This is a genomic window from Pseudoalteromonas sp. NZS71_1 (assembly GCF_015864305.1).
In the GTDB taxonomy this organism is placed as follows: Bacteria; Pseudomonadota; Gammaproteobacteria; order Enterobacterales; family Alteromonadaceae; genus Pseudoalteromonas; species Pseudoalteromonas arctica.
In genome coordinates, this window is the sequence record NZ_JADYXM010000024.1 from 1 (window position 1) to 21812 (window position 21812).

The window sequence follows — 21812 nt, forward strand, 5'->3', positions numbered from 1 at the left end:
ATGATTGCTTTATATTGTTAAAGAACGTTGCGATTATAAAGTTAAACTTTATCTCGCTAGGGCTGCGCATATTACGCTTTCCTATTTTTTTGTCAACACTTAAATTTAAACTTTCTAAAAATATTCAATCTAAGTTTTACTTAACACCCTAAGTTGTTCGTGCCTCGCTATGCGTTGGCGTTTCCCGTCTCAGTGGGGTCGCATTATAGGGAGATCCGAAAACAGATCAACCCTTTTTTGAAGAAAACTTGAAATAATGTGCTGTTCGCTGAGTATTTGAGCTAAACACGTTAAAAACACAACATAACTAGCAAATTATTAACAACTAAAGGTGTTNACGTTAAAAACACAACATAACTAGCAAATTATTAACAACTAAAGGTGTTTAAACTTCACTAATATTAAAAGTGAGCTTAAACGATCTTCATATAAAGACTTACACCCCATATGATCAATACGATCGTTAATGAAAGTGTTACGGCTGCAGATCCCATATCTTTGGCTCTACCTGACAATACATGCAATTCTGTACTTACTCGATCTGTTAATGCTTCAATGGCAGAGTTTAGCAATTCAACTATTAGAATAATAAGCAGTGAGCTAATTAGTATTGCCCAGTGTAATAATGATGAAGCAAGCCAAAATGAAGTGGGGAATAATATAAGGCTTAGTAATAGCTCTTGTCTAAATGCAGCTTCTTCTTTAAATGCTGCTTTAAAGCCAAGATAGGAGCAATAGGTTGCTTTGAAAACGCGTTTGAGGCCTAAGCCATTTGGTTTTAATACATCTTTCATTAATAAACTCTATGAATGAAGGTCAAAATAAAGCCCCGCACTGCGAGGCTTTTTATTTATGCTACGCCGTATTGATCACGGTAAGCTTTAACTGAGGCTAAATGCTCGCCCATCGTCCCTTGGTTTTCAAGGTAACTAATAAGGTCTGCTAATTTTACAATCGAGATTACTTTGGTATTAAAGTCGCGTTCAACTTCTTGAATAGCTGATAACTCGGCTTTACCTTTTTCTTGGCGATCTAATGCAATTAAAACACCACTAAGGTCTGCACCATTTTGTGCAATAATTTCCATGGACTCACGAATAGCGGTACCTGCGGTAATTACATCATCAACTAGCATTATTTTGCCATTGAGTTCTGAGCCTACTAATGTACCACCTTCACCGTGTGCTTTTTTCTCTTTACGGTTAAAACAGTACGGTACATCTTTATCATGGTGATCTGCTAATGCAACTGCCGTCGTTGTCGCGATTGGGATACCCTTATACGCGGGGCCAAATAGTACATCGTACTCTATCGCTGAATCTTTTAGTGCTGATGCATAAAAACGACCTAAACGTGCTAAGTCACGACCTGTATTAAACAAACCGGCATTAAAAAAGTAAGGACTTATGCGCCCAGACTTTAAAGTAAACTCACCAAATTTTAATACCTGCTTCTCTAGAGCAAATTCTATAAACTCTTTTTGATAATCTTTCATATCTAGTGGCCTACCTATTTATGCTAATGCTTGCTTTTGTACGTCAATGATTTCACGAATAGAATGTTTAGCTAAAGTAAGTAACTCATCTAGCTCATCAAACGAGAAAGGTTCGCCTTCGGCTGTACCTTGAATTTCTATAATTTTACCTGTTTCGGTTAAAATTACATTCATATCAGTTTCTGCTGCTGAATCTTCAATATATTCTAAATCGCTAATTGCTTGGCCTTTGTATATACCTACTGAAATAGCCGCAATCATATGTTTAAGTGGGTTTGAATTAATCATACCCTTGGCACGCATATGCGTTAGCGCATCAACAAGTGCAACACATGCACCACTTATAGAAGCAGTACGTGTACCGCCATCTGCTTGAATTACATCACAGTCGATAGTGATTGTGTTTTCGCCAAGTGCTTTTAAATCAACAGCAGCACGAAGTGCACGTGCAATTAAACGTTGAATTTCCATAGTACGACCGCCCTGCTTACCACGTGCAGCTTCTCGAGCATTACGCGTATGCGTTGCTCGCGGTAACATACCGTATTCAGCATTGATCCAACCTTTACCCTGACCTTTCATGAAACGAGGAACGCCCGATTCGACAGTAGCTGTACAAAGTACTTTGGTGTTACCAAACTCAACAAGTACTGAGCCTTCAGCATGCAAAGTATAATTACGTGTAAATGTAACAGGTCTAATTTGGTTAGGTGTTCTTTCGCTTGGACGCATTGACGATCCCCTTAATTCAGAATTTGCGACATTATAAGTGTATGTGGGTATAGATACCATGCTGATTTAAATAAATAGCTGTATGCAAAATATTCAGTGTATTAAATTTTCCCTAGAGCTTAAGCGGTGTTACGGTATAATCATCGTAATATTGTATTTATAAATTTAGGAAAATATCCATGATCCACAGTATGACAGCTTATGCGCGTCGCGAAATAAAAGGCGATTGGGGAACTGGCACTTGGGAAGTTCGTTCAGTGAACCAGCGTTACCTTGAAACATTTATTCGCGCACCAGAGCAATTTCGTGGCATGGAGCCAGTTATTCGTGAGCGTTTACGCAAACACTTACAACGCGGTAAAGTTGAGGTTTTTTTAAAGTTTGTAGCAAATCCTGCCCATGTTGGTGAGCTATCAATTAACCAAGCCCTTGCTGAGCAACTTATAAATAGCGCGAAATGGGTTCAACAGCAAAGTAATGGCGACATTAATCCTGTTGATATATTACGTTGGCCTGGTGTTATGGAAGCTGAAGAACTTGATATGGATAGCGTTAATACAGCACTAATTGCTGGTCTTGATCAAGTAATCGAAGATTTTAAATCAGCTCGTGGCGATGAAGGTGCAAACCTTGAAGAAATGATAGCAATCCGCCTTGATGCGATTTTAGAGCAAGTAGAAATTGTAGAAACGCACATGCCTGAGATTGCTAAGTGGCAACGTGAAAAACTGGCTCAAAAGCTAGAAGACTTAACAGCAAACATTGACGAGTCGCGCCTTGAACAAGAACTTATTTATCTTGCTCAAAAACAAGATGTAGCTGAAGAATTAGATCGTTTAAAGTCTCACGTTAAAGAAACTAAAAAAATCCTTAAAAAAGGTGGCGCATGCGGCCGCCGCCTAGATTTTATGATGCAAGAATTTAATCGTGAAGCTAACACGCTAGCATCTAAGTCTATCAATAGTGACATCACTACTGCCGCTGTAGAGTTAAAAGTGTTGATTGAACAAATGAGAGAACAGATCCAAAACATAGAATAGCGTTTCAGCCTGTTTTAACTTGTTTATAACTCATTAATAAGCCTAGATTTTTCTAGGCTTTTTGTTTTCTACCGTTCATACTAGCCCCCTATTGTACGTGTCCAAGTGGTTACCAAAGTGGTTACCAAACCGCTTGGTAACCACTTTTTATAATCCTTGGTAACCATTTTTGATGTAACTCAATGAATGTAAAAGAAATCAAAGCCAATATTAAGAGCTGTAAAACGCTTAGGTTTAGTATTAGTGACGGGCTGTATATAAAGCCTAACAAAAATAAGAAGAGTGGAGCATGGGAGCTTCGATATACTATAAATGGTAGCCGTCGCTTTATGACGCTTGAAGGAAGCAACTTTCCTGAAATGACTTTGACTGATGCAAAGGCATTAGCAAATAATATTAAGCAGCAAATAAAGAATGGTATTGATCCGCTAGCTGAGCGAGCCAGAAGAAACGAAGAACATATAATAACTATCACTGACTTATTTGATGACTGGTATAAAGGGGTTAGTCATAAACTGAAACATCCTCATATTCAACTTCGTTATTTCAATAATGAGATAAAACCCCAGATAGGAAGACTTAAGATAACGGATGTAAATGCACGAGACATTCGCTCTATTCTACAAAAAGCTGTATCAGAAGGTCGCCCTTCAATTGCAAATAAAGCTCTCCTTCAGTGTAAACAACTTTTTAAGCATGCCCAAAAGCTAGATTTAACAACATCAAACCCTGCTATAGCTTTCAATGAATCAGATGCTGGTGGTTCAGGACAAAGCCGTACTCGCTGTCTAACACTAGAAGAACTTAAAAGTACATTCAGTACCTTTCGTAAACACAGTGATATTTTTACTAGAGACAATTATATAGCCGTAATTTTACTTTTAGCATTAGGTATTCGCAAAGGTGAGTTAATTGCATCCAAATGGGATGAATTTAACTTTGACGGACTACTGTGGCAAATGCCTAAAGAAAGAAGTAAAACAGGTGTAGCCATTACCATACCTATACCAACCGAGCTTCTCTCATATTTTGAAGAGTTAAAGGTACGCGCGTGTGGTTCTGACTATTTATTCCCTGCAAGAAGAGCAAGTAAGCGAAGAGCTTACATCTCAGACGACACCCTTAATCATGCTTTAGCTAAGATGTTTGGTATGAAAGTGGATAGCAATAAAAAACCCTATCCTAACTTGCTTGGTGAAGCTAACGTTGAGTATTTTGTGATTCATGATTTAAGACGAACATGTAGGAGCTTACTTGCTGAATTAGGTATAGGAAATGATATTGCTGAGCGATGCCTTAACCATAAGATAAAAGGTGTTGCTGGAGTTTATAACCGCTATGACTACCTCGAAGAGCGTAGAAGCGCTTTAAGTACATTGGCAGACCTTGTAATACCTCTTACTAATGACCATTAAAGGGAGTGATAATACAAATATATAAGAAGTAAAAATGACTGAGTCAAAATTTATCTCCATTACTGGCGTAACAAGTAATGAAACAAAGCAGCAATTCGATAATTTTAAAAATATGGTATTGCCTGAAATGCTGCTCAATAGGCTCAACAGCGATACTTTAAAACAGAATAACAACTTGAAGATTGCTATGGAATCTTTGAACTCTGGCTTAGAGCTCTTAAGGTTGTTTAGAAGCAGAGTTAACAGGCTAAAGACCAATAATGAGTTATTTCCTGATGATGGGCATACAATGCTTAAAGAAGTTGATAACGAACTTAATATCATTGCGAAGACTCTTGGCTCAACCTATAACACGGTAGAGCATCAATTGAATGACGCTATAACAAGCGCACTTTTGATTGGTTATCATACTGGCGCCCATGATATGAGAGTCAACCTTGAAAGACATGCTAACAATGGTTTCCAAAAGGCTGTTCTTGACCCTCAAAAAGGAGGTAAGACTAAAGCGGGTAAGGTTGAGCCTCTTAAAAGGCTAATTGATGAAATGGCTATATTTTTATACACGAATAGCTGTTTAGGCAAGTTCACTAAAGAATATGCCGCAAGTGCGATTTTTCAGGTGTTGTATGAGTTTAATCTCAATAATAAATCATATGAATGTTTCAGCGCATTCACCAATAATGAAATGAAAGAACAATTCGTGAAACGGAATATAAAACATCTCAAAAAAGTCTCTACATTAAAGTCCCCACCTGTTAGTAAGTTGGTGCAAGTACTTAAGATTAATTATAAAAATTCAAACATAAAAAAAACATTGAAATAAATTACTCTTATTTATCAGTAATTAAAGTGTAAATTAAAGCCCTATTCTTAGTATGTAGGGTTTTACATAATCTCAGATATCGCAAAATTCTCCCCATCAACAATGATGAACCGGAGAAACCAATATGAACCAACTAACAGCACCAACAACGCAATTCACTGATCGCCTAGTGAGAGAAGCCGAGCGCGTAAAAATCACATCAGTTTCACGAACAAGTGCATGGCTACTAGAGAAAAAAGGCTTATTCCCAAAACGACGTAAACTACATGCCGATAGTGACAGAGTGTGCTGGCTACTAAGTGAGCTTCTAGAATTTGTGCAATCCCGCGAGGTCATCAACATGAACTCAGCTTTATGATCAATAACCCTCTGCCAGACCTTGCTATGTATATTGACGATGCTCGAATGATTAAGAAGCCTGAATTGCAAAAGCTTCTTAACATCAGCAGGTCAACACTTGGGCGTTGGATAAAGGCAGGCCACTTTCCTCCACCAGCTCATGTAATAAATGGGCGATCCATGTGGCATTTTCAAGATTATAAAAATTGGCTAGCTAAAAATCACTCAAAAGCAGGTAAATAACCTGCTTTTTTTTGCCTGCTGATGACGCACTTTGAAGCAAATTGATCAGTAAAAACACGCTATCCAATAATCAATAAATGCATCTTACTTATTATTTTAAAAGAGCTTTTATTTATAAAGCGCTTATCCCCTCGCAGCGGATATTAAATAATATAAGAAAGATACTTACTAATTACTAAACCAAATAGATATAACAATGACCTTTAAAATAACGACAGCAAACTCATTAGAATTTATATACAAAGATCATAGCTACAGAGTATTTAAGCCAAAATCAAAAGGACAAGACTTAAAAGCATTAACTAAAGTGTTTAAGCACTGTGAAAGCATGTTATCCCATTACTCTAAAGTATTTGTCGCAAGAATAGAATTAAGCACTAAAGCCTACTCTGCGAATAATCAGATATTCTTAATGTTTATTAAAAAGCAGTTATCTATACTCTCAAAACAATACAACAGTAAAGTAAGCTATATATGCGCTAGAGAAAGAAATGCATCTTCAAACCACCATTACCACCTAGCTGTGTTACTAAGTGGTCATAAAATCAATCATAGTCATAAGCTAACTCACCAGTTAAAGCATGCTTGGGAGTCTCAAGGCTTGGGCTCTGCTTCATTTGTTAAACATCCATACTATGTAATGCAAAGGGGAAATAAGCAAAGCGTAGGACCTGCTATATACAGGCTTAGCTATCTAACTAAACAAGCTACAAAGGAAAAGCATATAAAAGCACACAGCTACTTATTTAATAAGCTTATTCACTCACCTGAACGTGACTGTAAGCGCTTTAAAGATATCTTGCTGGTAAACCCTGCCTTTACATACCAACAAAGCCTCCATAATGCATTAGTGAAGTCTTCTACCTCAAATGTTGGTGGGCTGCATACAAAAGACGATAAATTCAACCAATACAAAGACCAACAAGCTCATTTATCTACACAAGTCGATCAATATAGTATTGCTGACAACGATCACCTATCAGTGCAGCACTCTATGCACCGAAGACCATACCTACAAGCTGAGCGATCACTTTATTTAAGCTCCCACGAGAAAACGCCATAAAGTGATCGTATTTCTAAGCAACCAAAATTAATAAGTAACTGATCCATATCAAAATTACTGCGGTGGTGAAATATTACATGTCATATTTTAAAATTTCACAAATATAAATTTTTCTAAAATCAAAGCCCATGAACCGAAAAACAACCGAACATGATCGATCATAAAAAGGCAAAAAATGAGTAAGTTTGATTTAGACAGTCTACCCAAGTGCGGGGCTAAAACACGTTCAGGTAATCCCTGCAAGCGCCTAGGCAACAAGCGTAATGGTCGATGTAAATTGCATGGTGGTCGCTCTACAGGCGCAAAAACAACTGAAGGCAAACTTGCCGTACGTACTAACCCTATCAAAAATGGAGCTGGTTGGAACGTCATACAAGGCTATGATCCAGAGTTAAGTGAATACTCTATCGAAGCATATCTCCAGTTGTTCGATATGGCTAAACTAAACAATACAGATAGCAGCGAGTTAAACGCATTAATAGCGCAACACAGAGTTGCATTAGAATGCTTTAAATATCGCGTTCTTGAGTGCTATGGCGTGGATAGCTTTATTATTATCCAATCGGCTCTTGATGCATATTACAAAGATACTGATAGTCAACACCTCCATTTTCATATCCACACGAAGGCAGTAAAAGCTCCCTATTTCCACCAGCATATGAGTGAAGCAAGAAAGCAATTTCTACTTATTAATAAAGCCTTTAAGTTTAATTGGTAGTAACCGTCAACGGTTGACGGTTTGGTTTTTTAAGCTAAACCGTCTTATATAAATAATGCAATGCCTCTGAAATATTGATAATTTTTATTAGCTATATAGCTAATATAGAAGTTATATACTAATATATTAGCCATATAGCTAACATTCAATGAGTGAATATATGTCGAGTAGAGCTGATATTGGCAAACAAATAAGTACTAGCAGGAAAGCTTTAGGTTACACGCAACAAAAGCTATCAGAGATCGCGGGAATTAATAAAACAACGATTTCCGAGATTGAGAACGGTCGCTTTACTGGTTCATTCGATATATTTGAGCGACTGCTTGATGCAGTTGATTTACAATTTGAAGTTACCTCAAAACAACACTCTCTACCAGACTGGGATACCATTGAAGATATATTCTCGGAGGATGACTAATGAGTGGCACACCACAGCTTCCAAATAAAATTACAAATATAACAGTATGCACTGACTATGCTGAAGTTGGCGTACTAACACATGGCTCAGTACATCACTACCAGCCAACACAAGAAAACCTACACGTGTCACTGACTATGACTAAAAAAGGCATGGATGGTTACTCATCGGGTTCTCTTCACCCTATATTTTCACAAAACTTACCAGAGGGCTTTAATCGTCGATTCATTGCAGAAAAGCTAGCGAGATACGCCAAAGTAAACGACATGTATTTACTTGCTTTACAGAGCGCACAAGGCATTGGCATGCTTTCATATAAAAGTGAGCTTACCTTACCAGAAGCTGAGCCTGTATCTTTGAGCGATATTTTGACTTATAACAGCAATGCACCACTTTTCCCTCAGTTATTAGAAAAGTACTACCTACAAAACTCGTTGGCAGGCGTACAACCTAAAGTAAGCATACCTAATGCCTCAACCATTAAAACCGATAGAACAATTCCGCAGAAAGATTTAATAGTGAAGTCATTCGATAACGAGTTTCCATTACTTACGGTAAACGAGTTTGTGTGTATGGAAGCAGCTCGCCATTGCGGACTTGAGCCACCAAAGACATACTTATCTGAAAATTTAGAAACGTTCGTTGTTGAACGTTTTGATAAAACAAGTGACGGAACTAAGCTCGGTTATGAAGATTTCACAACCTTACTAAAAAAAACTAACGACCCCGACGCTAAATACACTGGCAGCTACGAAACCTTACTCAAAGCTACTTATCTATATACAAACAGCCAAGCCGAAGTAGAAAGGATGTACAAGTACATTGTATTTACCTGCTTAATTGGTAACGGCGATGCCCACCTAAAAAACTTTGCCTTACAATATACACCAGATATGAAAAACATATATCTCTCACCACCGTTTGATATAACACACACAAAAATATACGAAACCATCGATAATAAAATGGCACTCAAATTGGCTAACAGCAAAGAGTTTCCAGACGTGTCGTATTTACTAAAGTTGGCTGAGGGCACTCACTTTAAAATTAGAAAAGCCAAAGAGATAATAGAATCTCTCAGCGACGGTATTATTGACTACCTTAAACACTCTAACGAAGTACAGCTACTTGATGGATTACGTGCATCAATAGAAGCCTCAGTATCAAATACAATGACGCCTAGCTATTCAACTAAAAGCTACCGCCACGACAGAATTAAAAAGTTTGAGTAGCTGCAGTGCTCTTTAATTACTTTACGCAGCATCAATAAACATGAGTAAGGTTTGTGTAGATACATGAACCGTCAACCGTTGACGGTTTACACAAAAACTACTGTAGCCCTTTAAAACCCTGTCATAAACGTATCTACAAAGCGTTTAAATTTATCGGTAATAATGGGCAATACTTTTTTACGCTGTAATAAGTTGGGTTTAGTTTCGAGTACATCAGCGAAGTCATCCCTTAGTGGCATTTCGTCACTTAGCTCATAGCGGGTTACTAACTTTTCTAAGCGTTCTTGGTTTAGCTTTTGTTCTTGAGCGAACTTCTCAAGTTCTAGGCGCTTTTCTTTTTCCCAATAAAGCTCAAACTCTTCATCAACATCAGCGCTGGCGGGTATGCCTTGTAAGTGCTCGTCCATAAACTTATCTATTAGTGCTTTTTTACTTAATAAGGTTGGGTCTGTGGCTATTAGGTTTGCTATTACTTGGCGTTTACGGGCTTTTTCATCGCCACTTTCTTCACCATGTAACTCACGTAATAACTGCAAAATATAGGTTACGTTTACTATATCGCTGTGTAATAGCTCTAGTTCAAAATCAACGTCATCTAAAACCGATACTTTTTCTTTACTTGAATTCTCACGAAGCTGCCTGCCTAGGTCGGCATACTTACTCGTATAATCCTGAAACTCTTGCTCGCCCATCGAGGTTGAGTCCATATCAAAATCAGCAAAGTTGCTTAACATGTTCTTTAAGCGCATAAGCTCACGAAACTGTCTCACAAACAACGCCTGAGCCTCTTCGTCAGGTAAAGCATCAACTGAGTCAACGGTAGGCGTAATTGCCATTAGCACTTCATAGGCGGTGTTAAAATCAGTAAGCAGCTCATTATACGAAGGTGTTTCTATATATTCTTTAGGCTGCTTGTTCGAAAACAGCGTAAAAGCCGTGTCGGCAGCTTTTTTAAGGTTTCTGAAGCACACTACATTACCGTGCGATTTAGTCTCGCCCAATAGACGGTTAGTGCGCGAAAATGCCTGTACTAAGCCGTGGTACTTAAGGTTTTTATCGACATATAAAGTATTGAGCTTAGGAGCATCAAAGCCTGTTAAAAACATATTCACCACCAGCAATATATCAATCTCTTTGGCTTTAACACGCTTAGATATATTTTTGTAATAGTCTTCAAATAACTTACTGTCTTTGGTGGAGTAGCTTGTACCAAACATAGCATTATAGTCGTTAATAAATGAGTCTAACTTATCGCGGCTATGTAGTTTAACGGCTTGCCCTTCGTTTAAATACTTGGCTGATATTTCTTTAATTTGCGCATCATCATTACCTAGTTCGTACTCTTCCTCTTCATTAGCCTCATAACTAAATATGGTGGCAATTTTAAGGTTGTGTTTGCCCTGTGCTTTTTTCGCTGCAAACAACTCATAGTACTGAATAAGCTCAGCAACGCTTGATACGCAAAACATGGCGTTATATTCGCGGCTATGCGTTTTACGGTTATGCTGGGCAATAATGTAATCGGTTATTTTATCTAAGCGCGCCGGTGAGGTTAAAAGCTCTTTTGTGTCGATGTCTTCAACTTCAATATCTAGGTTGTTGTTAGAGCCATCTTTGTACTGATAACGCCCAACGTACTCAATAGCAAACTTAAGCACGTTAGAGTCGCGTATTGCATCCACAATTACATAAGGATGTAAGCATTCACCAAACAAATCTTTTGTGGTGCGTTTAACTGAGTTTTTAGCAACGGCGTTGTCGGCAAATATAGGTGTGCCCGTAAAACCAAATAACTGTGCGTTGTTAAAAAATTCGGTAATGTTTTTATGTGTATCACCAAATTGGCTGCGGTGGCACTCGTCAAATATAAACACAATGCGCTTATCTTTCAGGCTTTGCATTTCTTTCAAATAGCGCTGCTTAGTCACCACGTTATTAAGCTTTTGCAGTGTAGTTACCACCAGCTTAGTATTACGGCTTTGGTTAACCTTTTTACCTTTCATTGGCTTATCTAACAGCTGGTGGAATAACATACTGGTGTTATCGGTGCTGTCTACAGAGCCTTTTACAAATGCATTAAACTCAAGCGCGGTTTGGTAGTCTAGGTCTTTACGGTCTACCACAAATACTACTTTATCAACCTCACTCAGCGAGGTCATAATTTGCGCCGCTTTAAACGAGGTTAACGTTTTACCCGAGCCCGTTGTATGCCAAATATAGCCATTGTCGGTTGTAGTTTTAACTTGCTCTACAATCGCTTCTACTGCATAAAACTGGTACGGCCTGAGCACCATTAAGTACTTACCTGTTTCATTAAGCACTATGTACTTGGTGAGCATATGCGTTAAGTGCGAAGGCGTTAAAAATGCTTCGGCAAAGTCATGTAACTGGCTTATTTTATTATTTTCATTATCAGTCCAGTCAAAGGTTTGCTTAGCCGACATTTCACTGTTGTTAGAAAAGTACTGGCTATTAACCCCATTCGACATTACGAACAATTGCACATAGTTAAACAAGCCATGGTTAGCATGAAACGAATGCTTTTGATAACGCTTAATCTGGTTAAACGCCTCTTTTAGTTCAATACCACGGCGCTTTAGCTCTATTTGTACCAGCGGCAGGCCATTAACCAATAGCGTTACATCGTATCGGTTAGTGTATGTGCCCTTTACTGTAATTTGTTGCGCTACCTGAAAGCTATTTAGCTTCGGCTCATCAAACAACAGCGTTAAGTGCCTGCTGTCGCCGTTATCAAGTGTTACATCAAGCTGGTCGCGCAGTATTTTGGCTTTTGCAAATATATTACCTTTACCAAGCTTACCCAATATTTGCGTAAACTCAGTATTGCTTAACGTGCAGCTATTCACTTTTTCAAGCTGCCGCTTAAGATTGACCTCAAGTGCGGCGTTGTCCTTTAAAGTAACGCGCGTAAAGCCTTGCTCGCTAAGCTGTGCAATTAAGTTATCTTCTAATTGTTGTTCACTTTGATAATTCATTTATACCTACAATTCCTTGGTGCTAGCCTTATGTAATACAGTACATTTTACTTTGGTTGATTTTCAATCAAAGTCCGGAGTTATTTACTAAAGGTCCGGAGTTAACGTTTAAGTCCGGACCTTTCAAATACAAGTCCGGTACTTCATAAAAACCTTATACTTATTCACACAAACATTTGCTGTAGTAAGCCTTTTTTAAATAGCTTAGTCTGTTCTATTTGCTCGTTAACAGCGTCTATTTTTTTATCGAGCGATTGTAAAAATTGCGCTATTTTTTGTTGTTCTTTTACAGAGGGTAATGGGATTTTAAATAACTTTATAGACTCAAAGTTTAATCCTTCTCGACCACCGCCAGCTTGAGATTGAAATATAATTTTTTGTCCCAAATAACTACTCAAAAAAAACTGTAGATAGTGTGGGTCTAGCTCATTATTAGTTCGAATAATACAAACATGTTGATTCACATTTCCCTCTTCAAACTTTTTTGGTACAACACAGCTACGCCCTATAGAAGCACCTGTTATATTTAGCAGTACATCATGCTTCTGTACCTTACTACCTTTCATTTTGGTATGCGTGCTTTGCGGAATAAAAACAATCTTACGAAGATCTAGTTTATTATCATATACATTTTGGCTTCTTATAAAAATAACTCCATTCGAGGTATAGGCTTCCTGACCTCCTCTTGGAGTACTACCACTCCCAACCTTTGATGTAATTTTAGATAGCTTTTTGTAACTCCACTCAGGAAGAACATCCCCATCATCGTCTTTAAAACGAATTTGCTGGCTGAAAATTTGTTGTATTACGCCTTTTTTATAGTCTTTTAATAAGCGATACTTTTCAGTTAGCTGACTGATTTTAGTATCAACTGAAGTAAGAAAGTCAGCTACTTTCTTTTGCTCTTGCAACTCTGGGAGAGCAATTGGTATATCTGCAATATCACTCTGACCAATTGTTGTCATCGTGCTCTGCTTCCCTCTAGATATGAATTTTTTACGGAGTGTCCATGTTTTAAAAGTTGCCGCTAAAAATGAAGGAATAACAATATCTTTTCTTGGAGATAATTTCATTAAATGACCGTCAAATGTAATGTCGTCATCGTAACTTAAATTTACATTTGAATATGCGATCCCACTTGGAACAATCGATGAGCGAGTAAAAAAAACATCACCGTATTTCACCTTATTTCTTTCGAATTCAGAAGGATCAATGTCTAACAAAGTTAGATTATTGATATCTATTACTTCACCTACATACATATCTTTAACGTTAATCAACTTATAACCTGAGCCAACCTTTTTCGAGTCATTAAAAACCCCATTAGATAAACCATTTTCCGATAGGTTAATTAAGTCATATGTATTTAGTTGTTTAGAAAACTCTTTAAACCTCAACTTTGGTAGCAAGCCACTCATTTAATCACCTTCAGGGGTAAATCAATCCCTAACTCATCACAGAAACCAGCAATTATCCTATCCGTTTTGAGCATTGCTTTATCATTTGCCACAAGTTGCTGTGCAACCTCACTTAAATCAATAAGCTCTTCATCTTCAAAGGTGTCTACGTAACGCGGAATATTAAGGTTGTAGTCGTTCTCTGCTAAATCCGCTTGCGTGGCGGCGAACGCATATTTATCAATGAAACTGCGTTTGCTTACGGCGTTTAAAATACGCTGTAAATCTTCCTCACGCATTACGTTGTTGTTAGTACCTTTTTCAAAGTGATTACTGGCATCTATAAATAATACGTTGTCGTCGGCTTTACGGTGTTTATTTAACACCAACACACAGGTAGGAATAGACGTGCCAAAAAATATGTTAGCAGGTAAGCCTATTACCATATCAAGGTAGTTTTTTTCTTTAATAAGGTGTTTACGTATATGCCCTTCGGCAGCACCACGAAACAACACGCCATGCGGTAACACCACTGCCATTGTACCGTTGTCGTCAAGCTGGTGGATCATGTGTTGTACAAAAGCAAAGTCGGCCTTGCCTTTTGGTGCCAGCTTACCGTAGTCGGCAAAGCGCTCGTTATTCATGTGTAGTGGGTTGGCAGACCAGTCCGCCGAAAATGGCGGGTTAGCGATCACGGCACTAAAGCGTTGCTCAAGATGTGCAGGAGCTTCTAGCGTGTCGTCGTTTTGAATATCGAACTTAGTGTAATGCACGTCGTGCATAATCATGTTCATACGCGCTAGGTTGTACGTACTTGGGTTTTGTTCTTGTCCGTAAAATTTTAAATCGGGGTTATTGGCCTCTTTAGCTACACGTAACAACAATGAGCCAGAGCCACAGGTAGGGTCGTAAACCGATTTAATATGCGGGTTATTTAAGGTGACCAATTTTGCCAGTAACTTAGACACCATTTGCGGCGTATAAAACTCGCCTGCTTTTTTACCCGCACCACTGGCAAACATACCAATAAGGTATTCGTAAGCGTCGCCAAGTATGTCTATTTCGCTACTTTCTAGGTGAAAGTCGATGTTATCGAGGTGCTCTAATACTTTGGCTATTAACTTGTTTCGCGCATCCGGTGTTTTACCTAACTTGTTAGAGGTTAGGTCTAGCTCGTCAAACAAGCCGTTAAAATCGTCTGCGCTGTCTGCGCCCATCGTGCTTTGTTCAATATGGTTAAGTACTTTGGTTACATCGTCTAAAATAAACGTGTTGTTAGCGCCGCGCTCAGCAAGTACATGAAACAGCTCTGCTGGCTTTAGAAAGTAGCCCAACTTATCAAGCGCTTCTTCTTTTACTGCCTCTAAGTACTCTTGGCCCTCAGCTGTTGTTTCGTCAATTTTAGCAAATACAATGCCGTCTTCACTTAGTAACTGATCGGCATAAGTGTTGAGCTTGTCAGAAAGATACTTATAAAAAATAAGCCCAAGTATGTAATCGCGAAAGTCATCAGCAGACATGTTGCCACGTAAGCTATTAGCAATATTCCAAAGCTGCTTTTTTAATTCTTGTTGGTGATGTTGAACCATTAATTTAATCTCTTTATTTTAATTCTGTTTCTAACCACTTAATATGGTCACTTATCCCATCAAGTCCAGGATATATAGAAGCCTTGTGAACGCCGAATTTATATAGTTGCTCCCTAAAGCTTTTTTTCAATCGGTGAGGAATTATAATTTTCTCGACGTGCTGAGAACGAAATGGCAAATTTAATTCGCTATGTACGGTAAAAATACCGCTTTGAGAAATAATTCTCCCTGTCAGATGCGGTGGTATATAGCGCCTAACAGGCTCATTATTAGGAAGCTTTAGTGGATCGGAGTAGGCTTTAGTATCGAAAGGCTCTTTTCTATCTGTTAATACATAAATTGCAGCGTCTTTTGTAGGCTCTTTTTCTACTGCAAAGTAAGTAGATACCAAAGGGTTTTTGCTCCAATCAAGTAACCTTGTCGGCAAGCCATGATGTTGTGCCAAGGCTAACCACTCCCACTCATCCCGAGGGGTAAACTCAAGAAAAGGTATAGCTTGCTGCTTAAAATTCTCAAATATTACTTTTTCAACATTATAAACTTTATTCTGCTCTACCCCCATTCTACTAACAGTAGGTAGTAAATCGAAATCCTTATTAACAACGCCTCTAAAAAAGGTAAATTTAGGATTAAACCCCTCAAAAACACTTAATAATTCAGCAAAATTCTTTACTTCCTTTGTTGGGTATAACGTTAAATATTTAGCTATATTTAAATTAAAATCATTACTTTCAATTTCAGCTAGGCTGACCACTTTACTGAAAAGTGTAACACTACGTCTAGTTGTGTAAGTTTCAAGTATATTTAAGATTGTACCTTCGGTAATTGAGTTATTAACCTTAGTACTATGATAGTCATTACTGGCATCTATAAATAAAATATCTTTTTTGTTTATACGGCTTTTCTTAAAAATTAAGATACAAGTTGGAATTGAAGTCCCATAAAATAAGTTGGATGGTAGTCCTATAACAGCATCTAAATAGTTAAAGTCTTTAATTAACTGCTTTCTGATAATACCTTCAGCACCACCTCGGAAAAGGACACCGTGTGGCACAACTACAGCCATGGTCCCGTTATCGTCTAGCTGATAAAGCATATGCTGGATAAAGGCAAAATCAGCTTTAGTCCGAGGTGCTAATTGTTCGTAATTAATAAATCTTGGGTCGCTTTTAAATGATGTTTTACGTGACCATGAGACAGAAAATGGAGGCACTGCTACCACAGCATTAAAACGTTGTTCTAAATGTTCTGGTTTCTCTAAAGTATCCCCCTTTTTAATATTGAAGTTAGAATAGGGTATTCCATGCATAATCATATTCATTCGCGATAGATTATAAGCATTTGAATTTTGCTCTTGGCCATAGAGCTTTATATTAGGGTTGTTAGCTTCTTTAGCTACACGTAACAATAGAGAGCCAGAGCCACACGTAGGATCATATACCGAATTAATATCGGGTGTATTAAAAGTTACTAATTTTGCAAGTAACCTAGAGATCATCTTAGGAGTATAAAACTCCCCAGCTTTTTTCCCAGAGCTACTAGCAAACATAGCTATAAGGTTTTCATAAGCACTACCTTGTATATCTAATTCACTATCTTCCAAATGCAAATTAACATCATCAAGATGATCAAATACCTTAGTAATCTGCTTATTACGAGATTCAGATGTTTTACCTAACTTGTTAGAGGTTAGATCTATTTCATCAAATACACCGTTAAAGTCATTAAAGCTATCAGTGCCGATAGTCCTCTGCTCTATGCTTTTAAATACACTAATAGTTTCATCAAGTATAAATTCACCTTTTCTAGCGCGATCAACCAAAGAATGAAATAACTCTGAAGGCTTTAAAAAGTAACCCAACTCATCAAGTGATGCTTTTTGCACGATCTCTAAATACTTTCGACCTTCAAGAGTAGCGTCATCTAATTCAGAAAATACAATGCCATTTGTATCTAAAAGTTGTTCAGCATAAGTATTGAGCTTTTCCGACAGATATTTATAAAAAATAAAACCTAATATGTAATCACGAAAGTCATCTGCAGACATATTGCCACGCAAGCTATTTGCTATACTCCAGAGCTGCTTTTTTAATTCTTTTTGATGCTGTTGAGGCATTAACATTTTCTCTACTTAATCATTTGTTTTGAATTAACATCTACTGTGTCAATGATGTACTCGCTAAAAGCTCTCAGGGTTTTAGCCTACAGTACTCACAAGCCATTCAATTAATCCTGCATTTACTGATAAATCAGCAAGCTTTTCAGCGTCCCACACCTGAATTGAATTATTCTTATCCATTGTATTAATATGGTCGCTTAGCTTTTTATCTGGTGTGTGGGTCACATAAAAAGCCCTATCATAACCCTCTATATTTAATCGCTCTTCATACTCTTTATATAAACTTAGATTACTCTGTGATTTCACCTGAACAACGGCACGCTCTCCGGTAACTGGCGCCAAGAGTTCTATATCAAGCGTTTTTATTGTATTACCCGCAGAGCCAACTCTTGACCACCCCGATGAACGAAATATCAAATCGACAAACACTTCAAAATCTTGCGGTGACAACAATTGGATAATCTTTTCGAGTGAGAGCTTAAGTGATACTAAATTTGTCTCTACATTTTTAACATCAGGGTGCTGAGTATTGTTGATTTTATTAAGCAGGTACTCTTTTTCTTTAACATCACAAATTGTACCCCTGAAGCCTTGTACTTTAGTTAACTTGCCACTTAGAGCTTGTATGAAAAGTAAATTATTCTGACTATCTACACTGCGCCAACCATCAACTGTTTTACGTGATTTTGTTCTACTGCTCTCATCAAGCAGAATTTCTTCTTCAGCAAAGCAGTACCACAACTTACAGTCGTAAAATGTAATCCACATTGTTGTTTTAGGCTCAGTGTAAAACCTTTTAATTTGATTTCGATGGCTTGTTGTTGAAGCTTTGTTTGTATTGTATTCCATAGCTACAAACTCACTAACTTTATCCCAATTATTACTTAGACATAACTCATGAGGAATTTGCTTGTAATCTAACTTTATTGTACCTTCTTTTTCAATGCACTCACGCTCGTAATCACCTTTTGAACCAAGCTTTATAAATAATACAGCTTCAGCTTTAATCGTCATTTTAAAATCCTTTTATATTGGGTTTAATCTTCAATAAAGTAATCGCTATCAAGCGCTTTTACTTCAAATACCTGTTTGGTGCTAACGCCTAAATTATGGGTAAGCATTAACTCTGTCAGTTGTTTACCATCTACCAGTACTATGCGCTTTTCTATTAAGCCTACATATTCCAGTGCATCTTTACTAAAGCCGCTGGTGGTAATGAATACGCCCTTTTTAGCGCGGTGCATATCAAGCGCACCCGCAAAGGCTTGTATGTCTGGTCTACCCACTGTTTTATTGGTGTAGCGCTTAGCCTGTAAATATATCATTTCAAGACCGAGTTTATCTTCTTTTATTACGCCATCAATGCCACCGTCTTGAGTATATTGCGTAGCTTGCCCTGCATCTTTACGTGAGCCGCCATAGCCCATAGCTAGCATTAAATCGACTACAAGGTTTTCAAAAAACGCAGGGGAGGCCGAAAGCACTGCCTGTAGTATTTCATCTGTCAGGTTTGTATTGAGTGTATCTACTGCGGCTTCTATAAGCTCTTCTGGTGTTTTGTGTGAGTTGCTATTAACTAAGCTGGTGGTGTTTTCGTCTAGTGAGTCGCTAGTGTCTTTAGTGCGGGTTTTAAAATCTAAAAACTCAGGGTATTGGCTTAAGTACTGGTTATTGATTAATTCGCCAGTTGCTAATGCTGATAAACCTTTTTGCGTAATTTTACAAAAGGCTCTTTTAGGCTGCTCTATCAAGCCTGCTTGTACTAAGTATGTTTTAGCCCACCCTAAACGATGGTAAGCATAAGTTTGCTTTCCACTAGGAATGCGCAATTTAAGCTGTTCTGCCGATAAGCTCAGACTTTGATAAACGTTTGCTTCAATCTCTTTGAGCTTTACGGTTTTGCCATTAGCTAAACATTGCAGTAATGGGGTCATGAATGATTGGTAATCTGGTAACGACATACTATTCCCTGCCAAGCCGTATTAGTTAGTTACTATACAGCTAATCCATTATTCTTATTAGTTGAGATAATATATAAATTAAGATTATGGGGCAAAGGTTATGTAAGCAGCTTTACTATGCTTTATAAACAATTACTCCCTCGCAGGGCGCTGAGCTTACGGGTAGCGGGAGGGGTGTTGTTTTATAAAGAGTCTGAAAGTATTGTATTCACAATTAATGATTCTTTGGCTACTTAATATATTCGCCTTTGTGTTGAGCGATACTAAACAAACGGGTCTAATAAGTCTTCGTCAAATACTAAACCTTTAAGGTTGTTACTTTGGATAATATTTTTAAACTCATCAGTACAATAAACTTTTTGAGCACCTTCCAGCTTAGATTTAAATAGCAGTTTATTTTGTATATCGTCTTGCTCAAAGGTAAGTAACTCTAAACCGTCTTCGAAGCCATCTTCGTATTTGGTTAAACACATGTCTTTTTGCTCTCGCCCGAAGGTAAGCAAGTTAAACAATATCATGTTGTTGCCTTCAGCTTTAACGGGTAAAAACTCTCCAAAATTTGCTAGGCGCTCTTTTAACAACTCATATACTGGCATCTTCATTATTAAAAAATGACCTAGCCGCGATATGTCATAGTCTTGCTTTTTAGCTTTACCAAAATAGTCAAAATTTAACCCTTGAGGCCATAGATGACTAAATTCGATATTATGGCGTGCGGCCGACATAAACATCGTTAATATAGTGTCTGGCTCAAGGCCACTATGCTTTGAAAGTATTTTTGATAGTTCAACAATATTAAAGTCGATTACGTCGTATGTGTAAGCTTCGTTTTTGATTTGATATACAGTCATTATAAAGCCTTCCAGTTTTCATTTTTTGGTTCAAGTAAACCTGCAGGTACAGTACCCGTTTTTATTTTAACTTTAACGGTTCTCAGTCTATTCAAAAATAAAGCTTTAGGCGTAGCCGCATTACCAAAGTTAGTATTAATCCATGTCTCATAGTTATATCTGTGTAGCTTTCGATGAGGTGGCGAAGCTGGGCTATCCCAATTTTGCTCTTTATTTTTTTCAAAATTAATTAACCATACACCGTTGATTGGATCGTTAATACCAACTCCATGCAGATGAAGGTTAAGCCTTGTTTGTAACATATTCGCTGATTGGTATTGCCCTGTGCCACAAATAATATGATGAGCCTCGTGCAGCTTAGTTGGTTTAGGTTCCCCTATTGCAGCCAAGTGACGAGCAAGCTTTTGTGTTGGGTGATGCTTTTCTTGTTTTAATTGTGTAACTGTAGAACTTGCACTTAGCTCACGGTATTCTTTTAAATCTGTTTGTAAGCGAGCGTGGGCTGTGATTCTCTCTTTCTCTTTTTGCAAATGATTAAAGTCACGAGCCATCTTATTTTTAAGCTCTTCACTCGTCGGCCCTTTTTGAGCTATTCGCTTGTTATGGAACTCTTTAGCTTTTAACTCATAGTTATAAATAGCCATTTCTAATGGTGAAGGATTTTGAGGTCTCTCGGGATGAGGATATGCGTGCAGCGGTTTCATAAAACACTCTTCCTTGATTATTTGATTATGATTGGGTGTATAATACAAAAACTAAACAGTTAATCAATTTTTATATATGTTTTTCGGTACTGACTTACGCTTGCTTCTTCTTTTAGTAAAATAATCTCTATGTACCAGAAAGCCATTCCAAGTGGTTACCATGGCGGTTACTAAAAGTAAAAGGCAGGAAATAAATACATATTAACTCATTGATAAGTATCAAATTAAAAAGCATACTCTACATTCAGATCCAAAATATTGAATAGTTTTCAGCCAATTATGGCATATTCATAACTTATCGAAACCCGGGCTAGGCTCGGGTTTTTTATTAATACCAATAATATTTTGCATGTTGTTACCAAGCATCTTCGTCTAATGTGAGATTCTCACCTTCAAATCACTCTTTATTTTAGTCATTAAAAAGCCCGAGACTAAGCTCGGGCTTTTTGGTAACAATTAGCTAGGCTAAAAATTACGCTTTGAACGTTACTACAACGCACCTACGCCTAAAGTAAGAGCGCCACCTTCATATGACACTTTATTCTAGACATTAAAAAGCTCGAAACTAAGCTCGGGCTTTTTGGTAACAATTAGCTAGGCTAATAATTACGCTTTGGACGTTACTACAACGCACCTACGCCTAAAGTAAGAGCGCCACCTTCATATGACACTTTATT

General features: G+C 37.7%; 20 protein-coding genes. 9 read left to right on the forward strand and 11 right to left on the reverse strand.

The features are described 5' to 3' along the window. Positions 1–413 precede the first annotated feature (413 nt). The 3 genes from I6F43_RS19580 to rph are packed head-to-tail and all read right to left on the reverse strand — an operon-like array spanning position 414 to position 2227. Positions 414–794 (reverse strand): diacylglycerol kinase, encoded by a 381-nt coding sequence (locus I6F43_RS19580; RefSeq protein ID WP_007583384.1) that lies wholly within the window; start codon positions 792–794, stop codon positions 414–416. A gap of 56 nt (positions 795–850) precedes the next feature. Then, entirely contained in the window at positions 851–1495 is a 645-nt protein-coding gene (pyrE, locus tag I6F43_RS19585) for an orotate phosphoribosyltransferase (RefSeq protein ID WP_197103686.1), read from the reverse strand. 18 nt (positions 1496–1513) lie between these two features. Beyond that, the gene (gene rph, locus I6F43_RS19590; RefSeq protein WP_002958890.1) at positions 1514–2227 is read right to left on the reverse strand and encodes a ribonuclease PH; all 714 of its coding nucleotides are present in this window, start codon (positions 2225–2227) and stop codon (positions 1514–1516) included. A gap of 179 nt (positions 2228–2406) precedes the next feature. Between rph and I6F43_RS19595 the strand changes: the two genes are divergently transcribed. The 9 genes from I6F43_RS19595 to I6F43_RS19635 all read left to right on the forward strand — a co-directional run bounded on the left by I6F43_RS19595 (position 2407) and on the right by I6F43_RS19635 (position 9518). After that, positions 2407–3267, forward strand: a complete 861-nt coding sequence (locus I6F43_RS19595) for a YicC/YloC family endoribonuclease (RefSeq protein WP_002958889.1) — start codon at positions 2407–2409, stop codon at positions 3265–3267. 182 nt (positions 3268–3449) lie between these two features. Further along, a complete protein-coding gene (locus I6F43_RS19600) occupies positions 3450–4682 on the forward strand; it encodes a tyrosine-type recombinase/integrase (protein ID WP_197103688.1) in 1233 nt (410 codons plus the stop codon). Between the two features lie 34 nt (positions 4683–4716). After that, positions 4717–5505, forward strand: a complete 789-nt coding sequence (locus tag I6F43_RS19605) for a hypothetical protein (RefSeq protein WP_197103690.1) — start codon at positions 4717–4719, stop codon at positions 5503–5505. A gap of 124 nt (positions 5506–5629) precedes the next feature. Continuing rightward, on the forward strand, positions 5630–5863 hold the full coding sequence (locus I6F43_RS19610) for a helix-turn-helix transcriptional regulator (protein ID WP_024608664.1): 234 nt from the start codon (positions 5630–5632) through the stop codon (positions 5861–5863). After that, a complete protein-coding gene (locus I6F43_RS19615; protein WP_024608663.1) occupies positions 5860–6087 on the forward strand; it encodes a helix-turn-helix transcriptional regulator in 228 nt (75 codons plus the stop codon). Before I6F43_RS19610 ends, I6F43_RS19615 begins: the two co-directional genes overlap by 4 nt. A 196-nt stretch (positions 6088–6283) precedes the next feature. Further along, the gene (locus I6F43_RS19620; RefSeq protein WP_197103692.1) at positions 6284–7150 is read left to right on the forward strand and encodes a YagK/YfjJ domain-containing protein; all 867 of its coding nucleotides are present in this window, start codon (positions 6284–6286) and stop codon (positions 7148–7150) included. A 175-nt stretch (positions 7151–7325) separates the two neighbouring features. Beyond that, positions 7326–7868, forward strand: coding sequence for an HGGxSTG domain-containing protein (locus I6F43_RS19625; protein WP_197103694.1), 543 nt, complete (start codon positions 7326–7328; stop codon positions 7866–7868). A 160-nt stretch (positions 7869–8028) separates the two neighbouring features. Next, positions 8029–8286 (forward strand): helix-turn-helix transcriptional regulator, encoded by a 258-nt coding sequence (locus I6F43_RS19630; RefSeq protein WP_024609406.1) that lies wholly within the window; start codon positions 8029–8031, stop codon positions 8284–8286. Then, a complete protein-coding gene (locus I6F43_RS19635; protein ID WP_197103697.1) occupies positions 8286–9518 on the forward strand; it encodes a type II toxin-antitoxin system HipA family toxin in 1233 nt (410 codons plus the stop codon). The genes I6F43_RS19630 and I6F43_RS19635 overlap by 1 nt, the downstream gene beginning before the upstream one ends. Before the next feature lie 110 nt (positions 9519–9628). Here I6F43_RS19635 and I6F43_RS19640 read toward each other — a convergent pair whose 3' ends face one another. The 8 genes from I6F43_RS19640 to I6F43_RS19675 form a co-directional block, all read right to left on the reverse strand. After that, entirely contained in the window at positions 9629–12514 is a 2886-nt protein-coding gene (locus tag I6F43_RS19640; RefSeq protein ID WP_197103699.1) for a type I restriction endonuclease subunit R, read from the reverse strand. A 164-nt stretch (positions 12515–12678) separates the two neighbouring features. Further along, positions 12679–13932, reverse strand: coding sequence for a restriction endonuclease subunit S (locus I6F43_RS19645; protein ID WP_197103701.1), 1254 nt, complete (start codon positions 13930–13932; stop codon positions 12679–12681). Continuing rightward, positions 13929–15500 carry a type I restriction-modification system subunit M gene (locus tag I6F43_RS19650; protein WP_197103704.1) on the reverse strand — a complete coding sequence of 524 codons (1572 nt, stop codon included), beginning with the start codon at positions 15498–15500 and terminating at the stop codon, positions 13929–13931. Before I6F43_RS19650 ends, I6F43_RS19645 begins: the two co-directional genes overlap by 4 nt. A 13-nt stretch (positions 15501–15513) precedes the next feature. Then, on the reverse strand, positions 15514–17616 hold the full coding sequence (locus tag I6F43_RS19655; protein ID WP_197103706.1) for a type I restriction-modification system subunit M: 2103 nt from the start codon (positions 17614–17616) through the stop codon (positions 15514–15516). Between the two features lie 81 nt (positions 17617–17697). Further along, positions 17698–18633, reverse strand: a complete 936-nt coding sequence (locus I6F43_RS19660) for a hypothetical protein (protein ID WP_197103708.1) — start codon at positions 18631–18633, stop codon at positions 17698–17700. A gap of 23 nt (positions 18634–18656) precedes the next feature. Beyond that, entirely contained in the window at positions 18657–19580 is a 924-nt protein-coding gene (locus tag I6F43_RS19665; RefSeq protein WP_197103710.1) for a restriction endonuclease, read from the reverse strand. Between the two features lie 263 nt (positions 19581–19843). Next, the gene (locus I6F43_RS19670; protein WP_197103712.1) at positions 19844–20431 is read right to left on the reverse strand and encodes a hypothetical protein; all 588 of its coding nucleotides are present in this window, start codon (positions 20429–20431) and stop codon (positions 19844–19846) included. Next, positions 20431–21135, reverse strand: a complete 705-nt coding sequence (locus tag I6F43_RS19675; RefSeq protein WP_024608352.1) for an AHH domain-containing protein — start codon at positions 21133–21135, stop codon at positions 20431–20433. The genes I6F43_RS19670 and I6F43_RS19675 overlap by 1 nt, the downstream gene beginning before the upstream one ends. Positions 21136–21812: the final 677 nt, after the last annotated feature.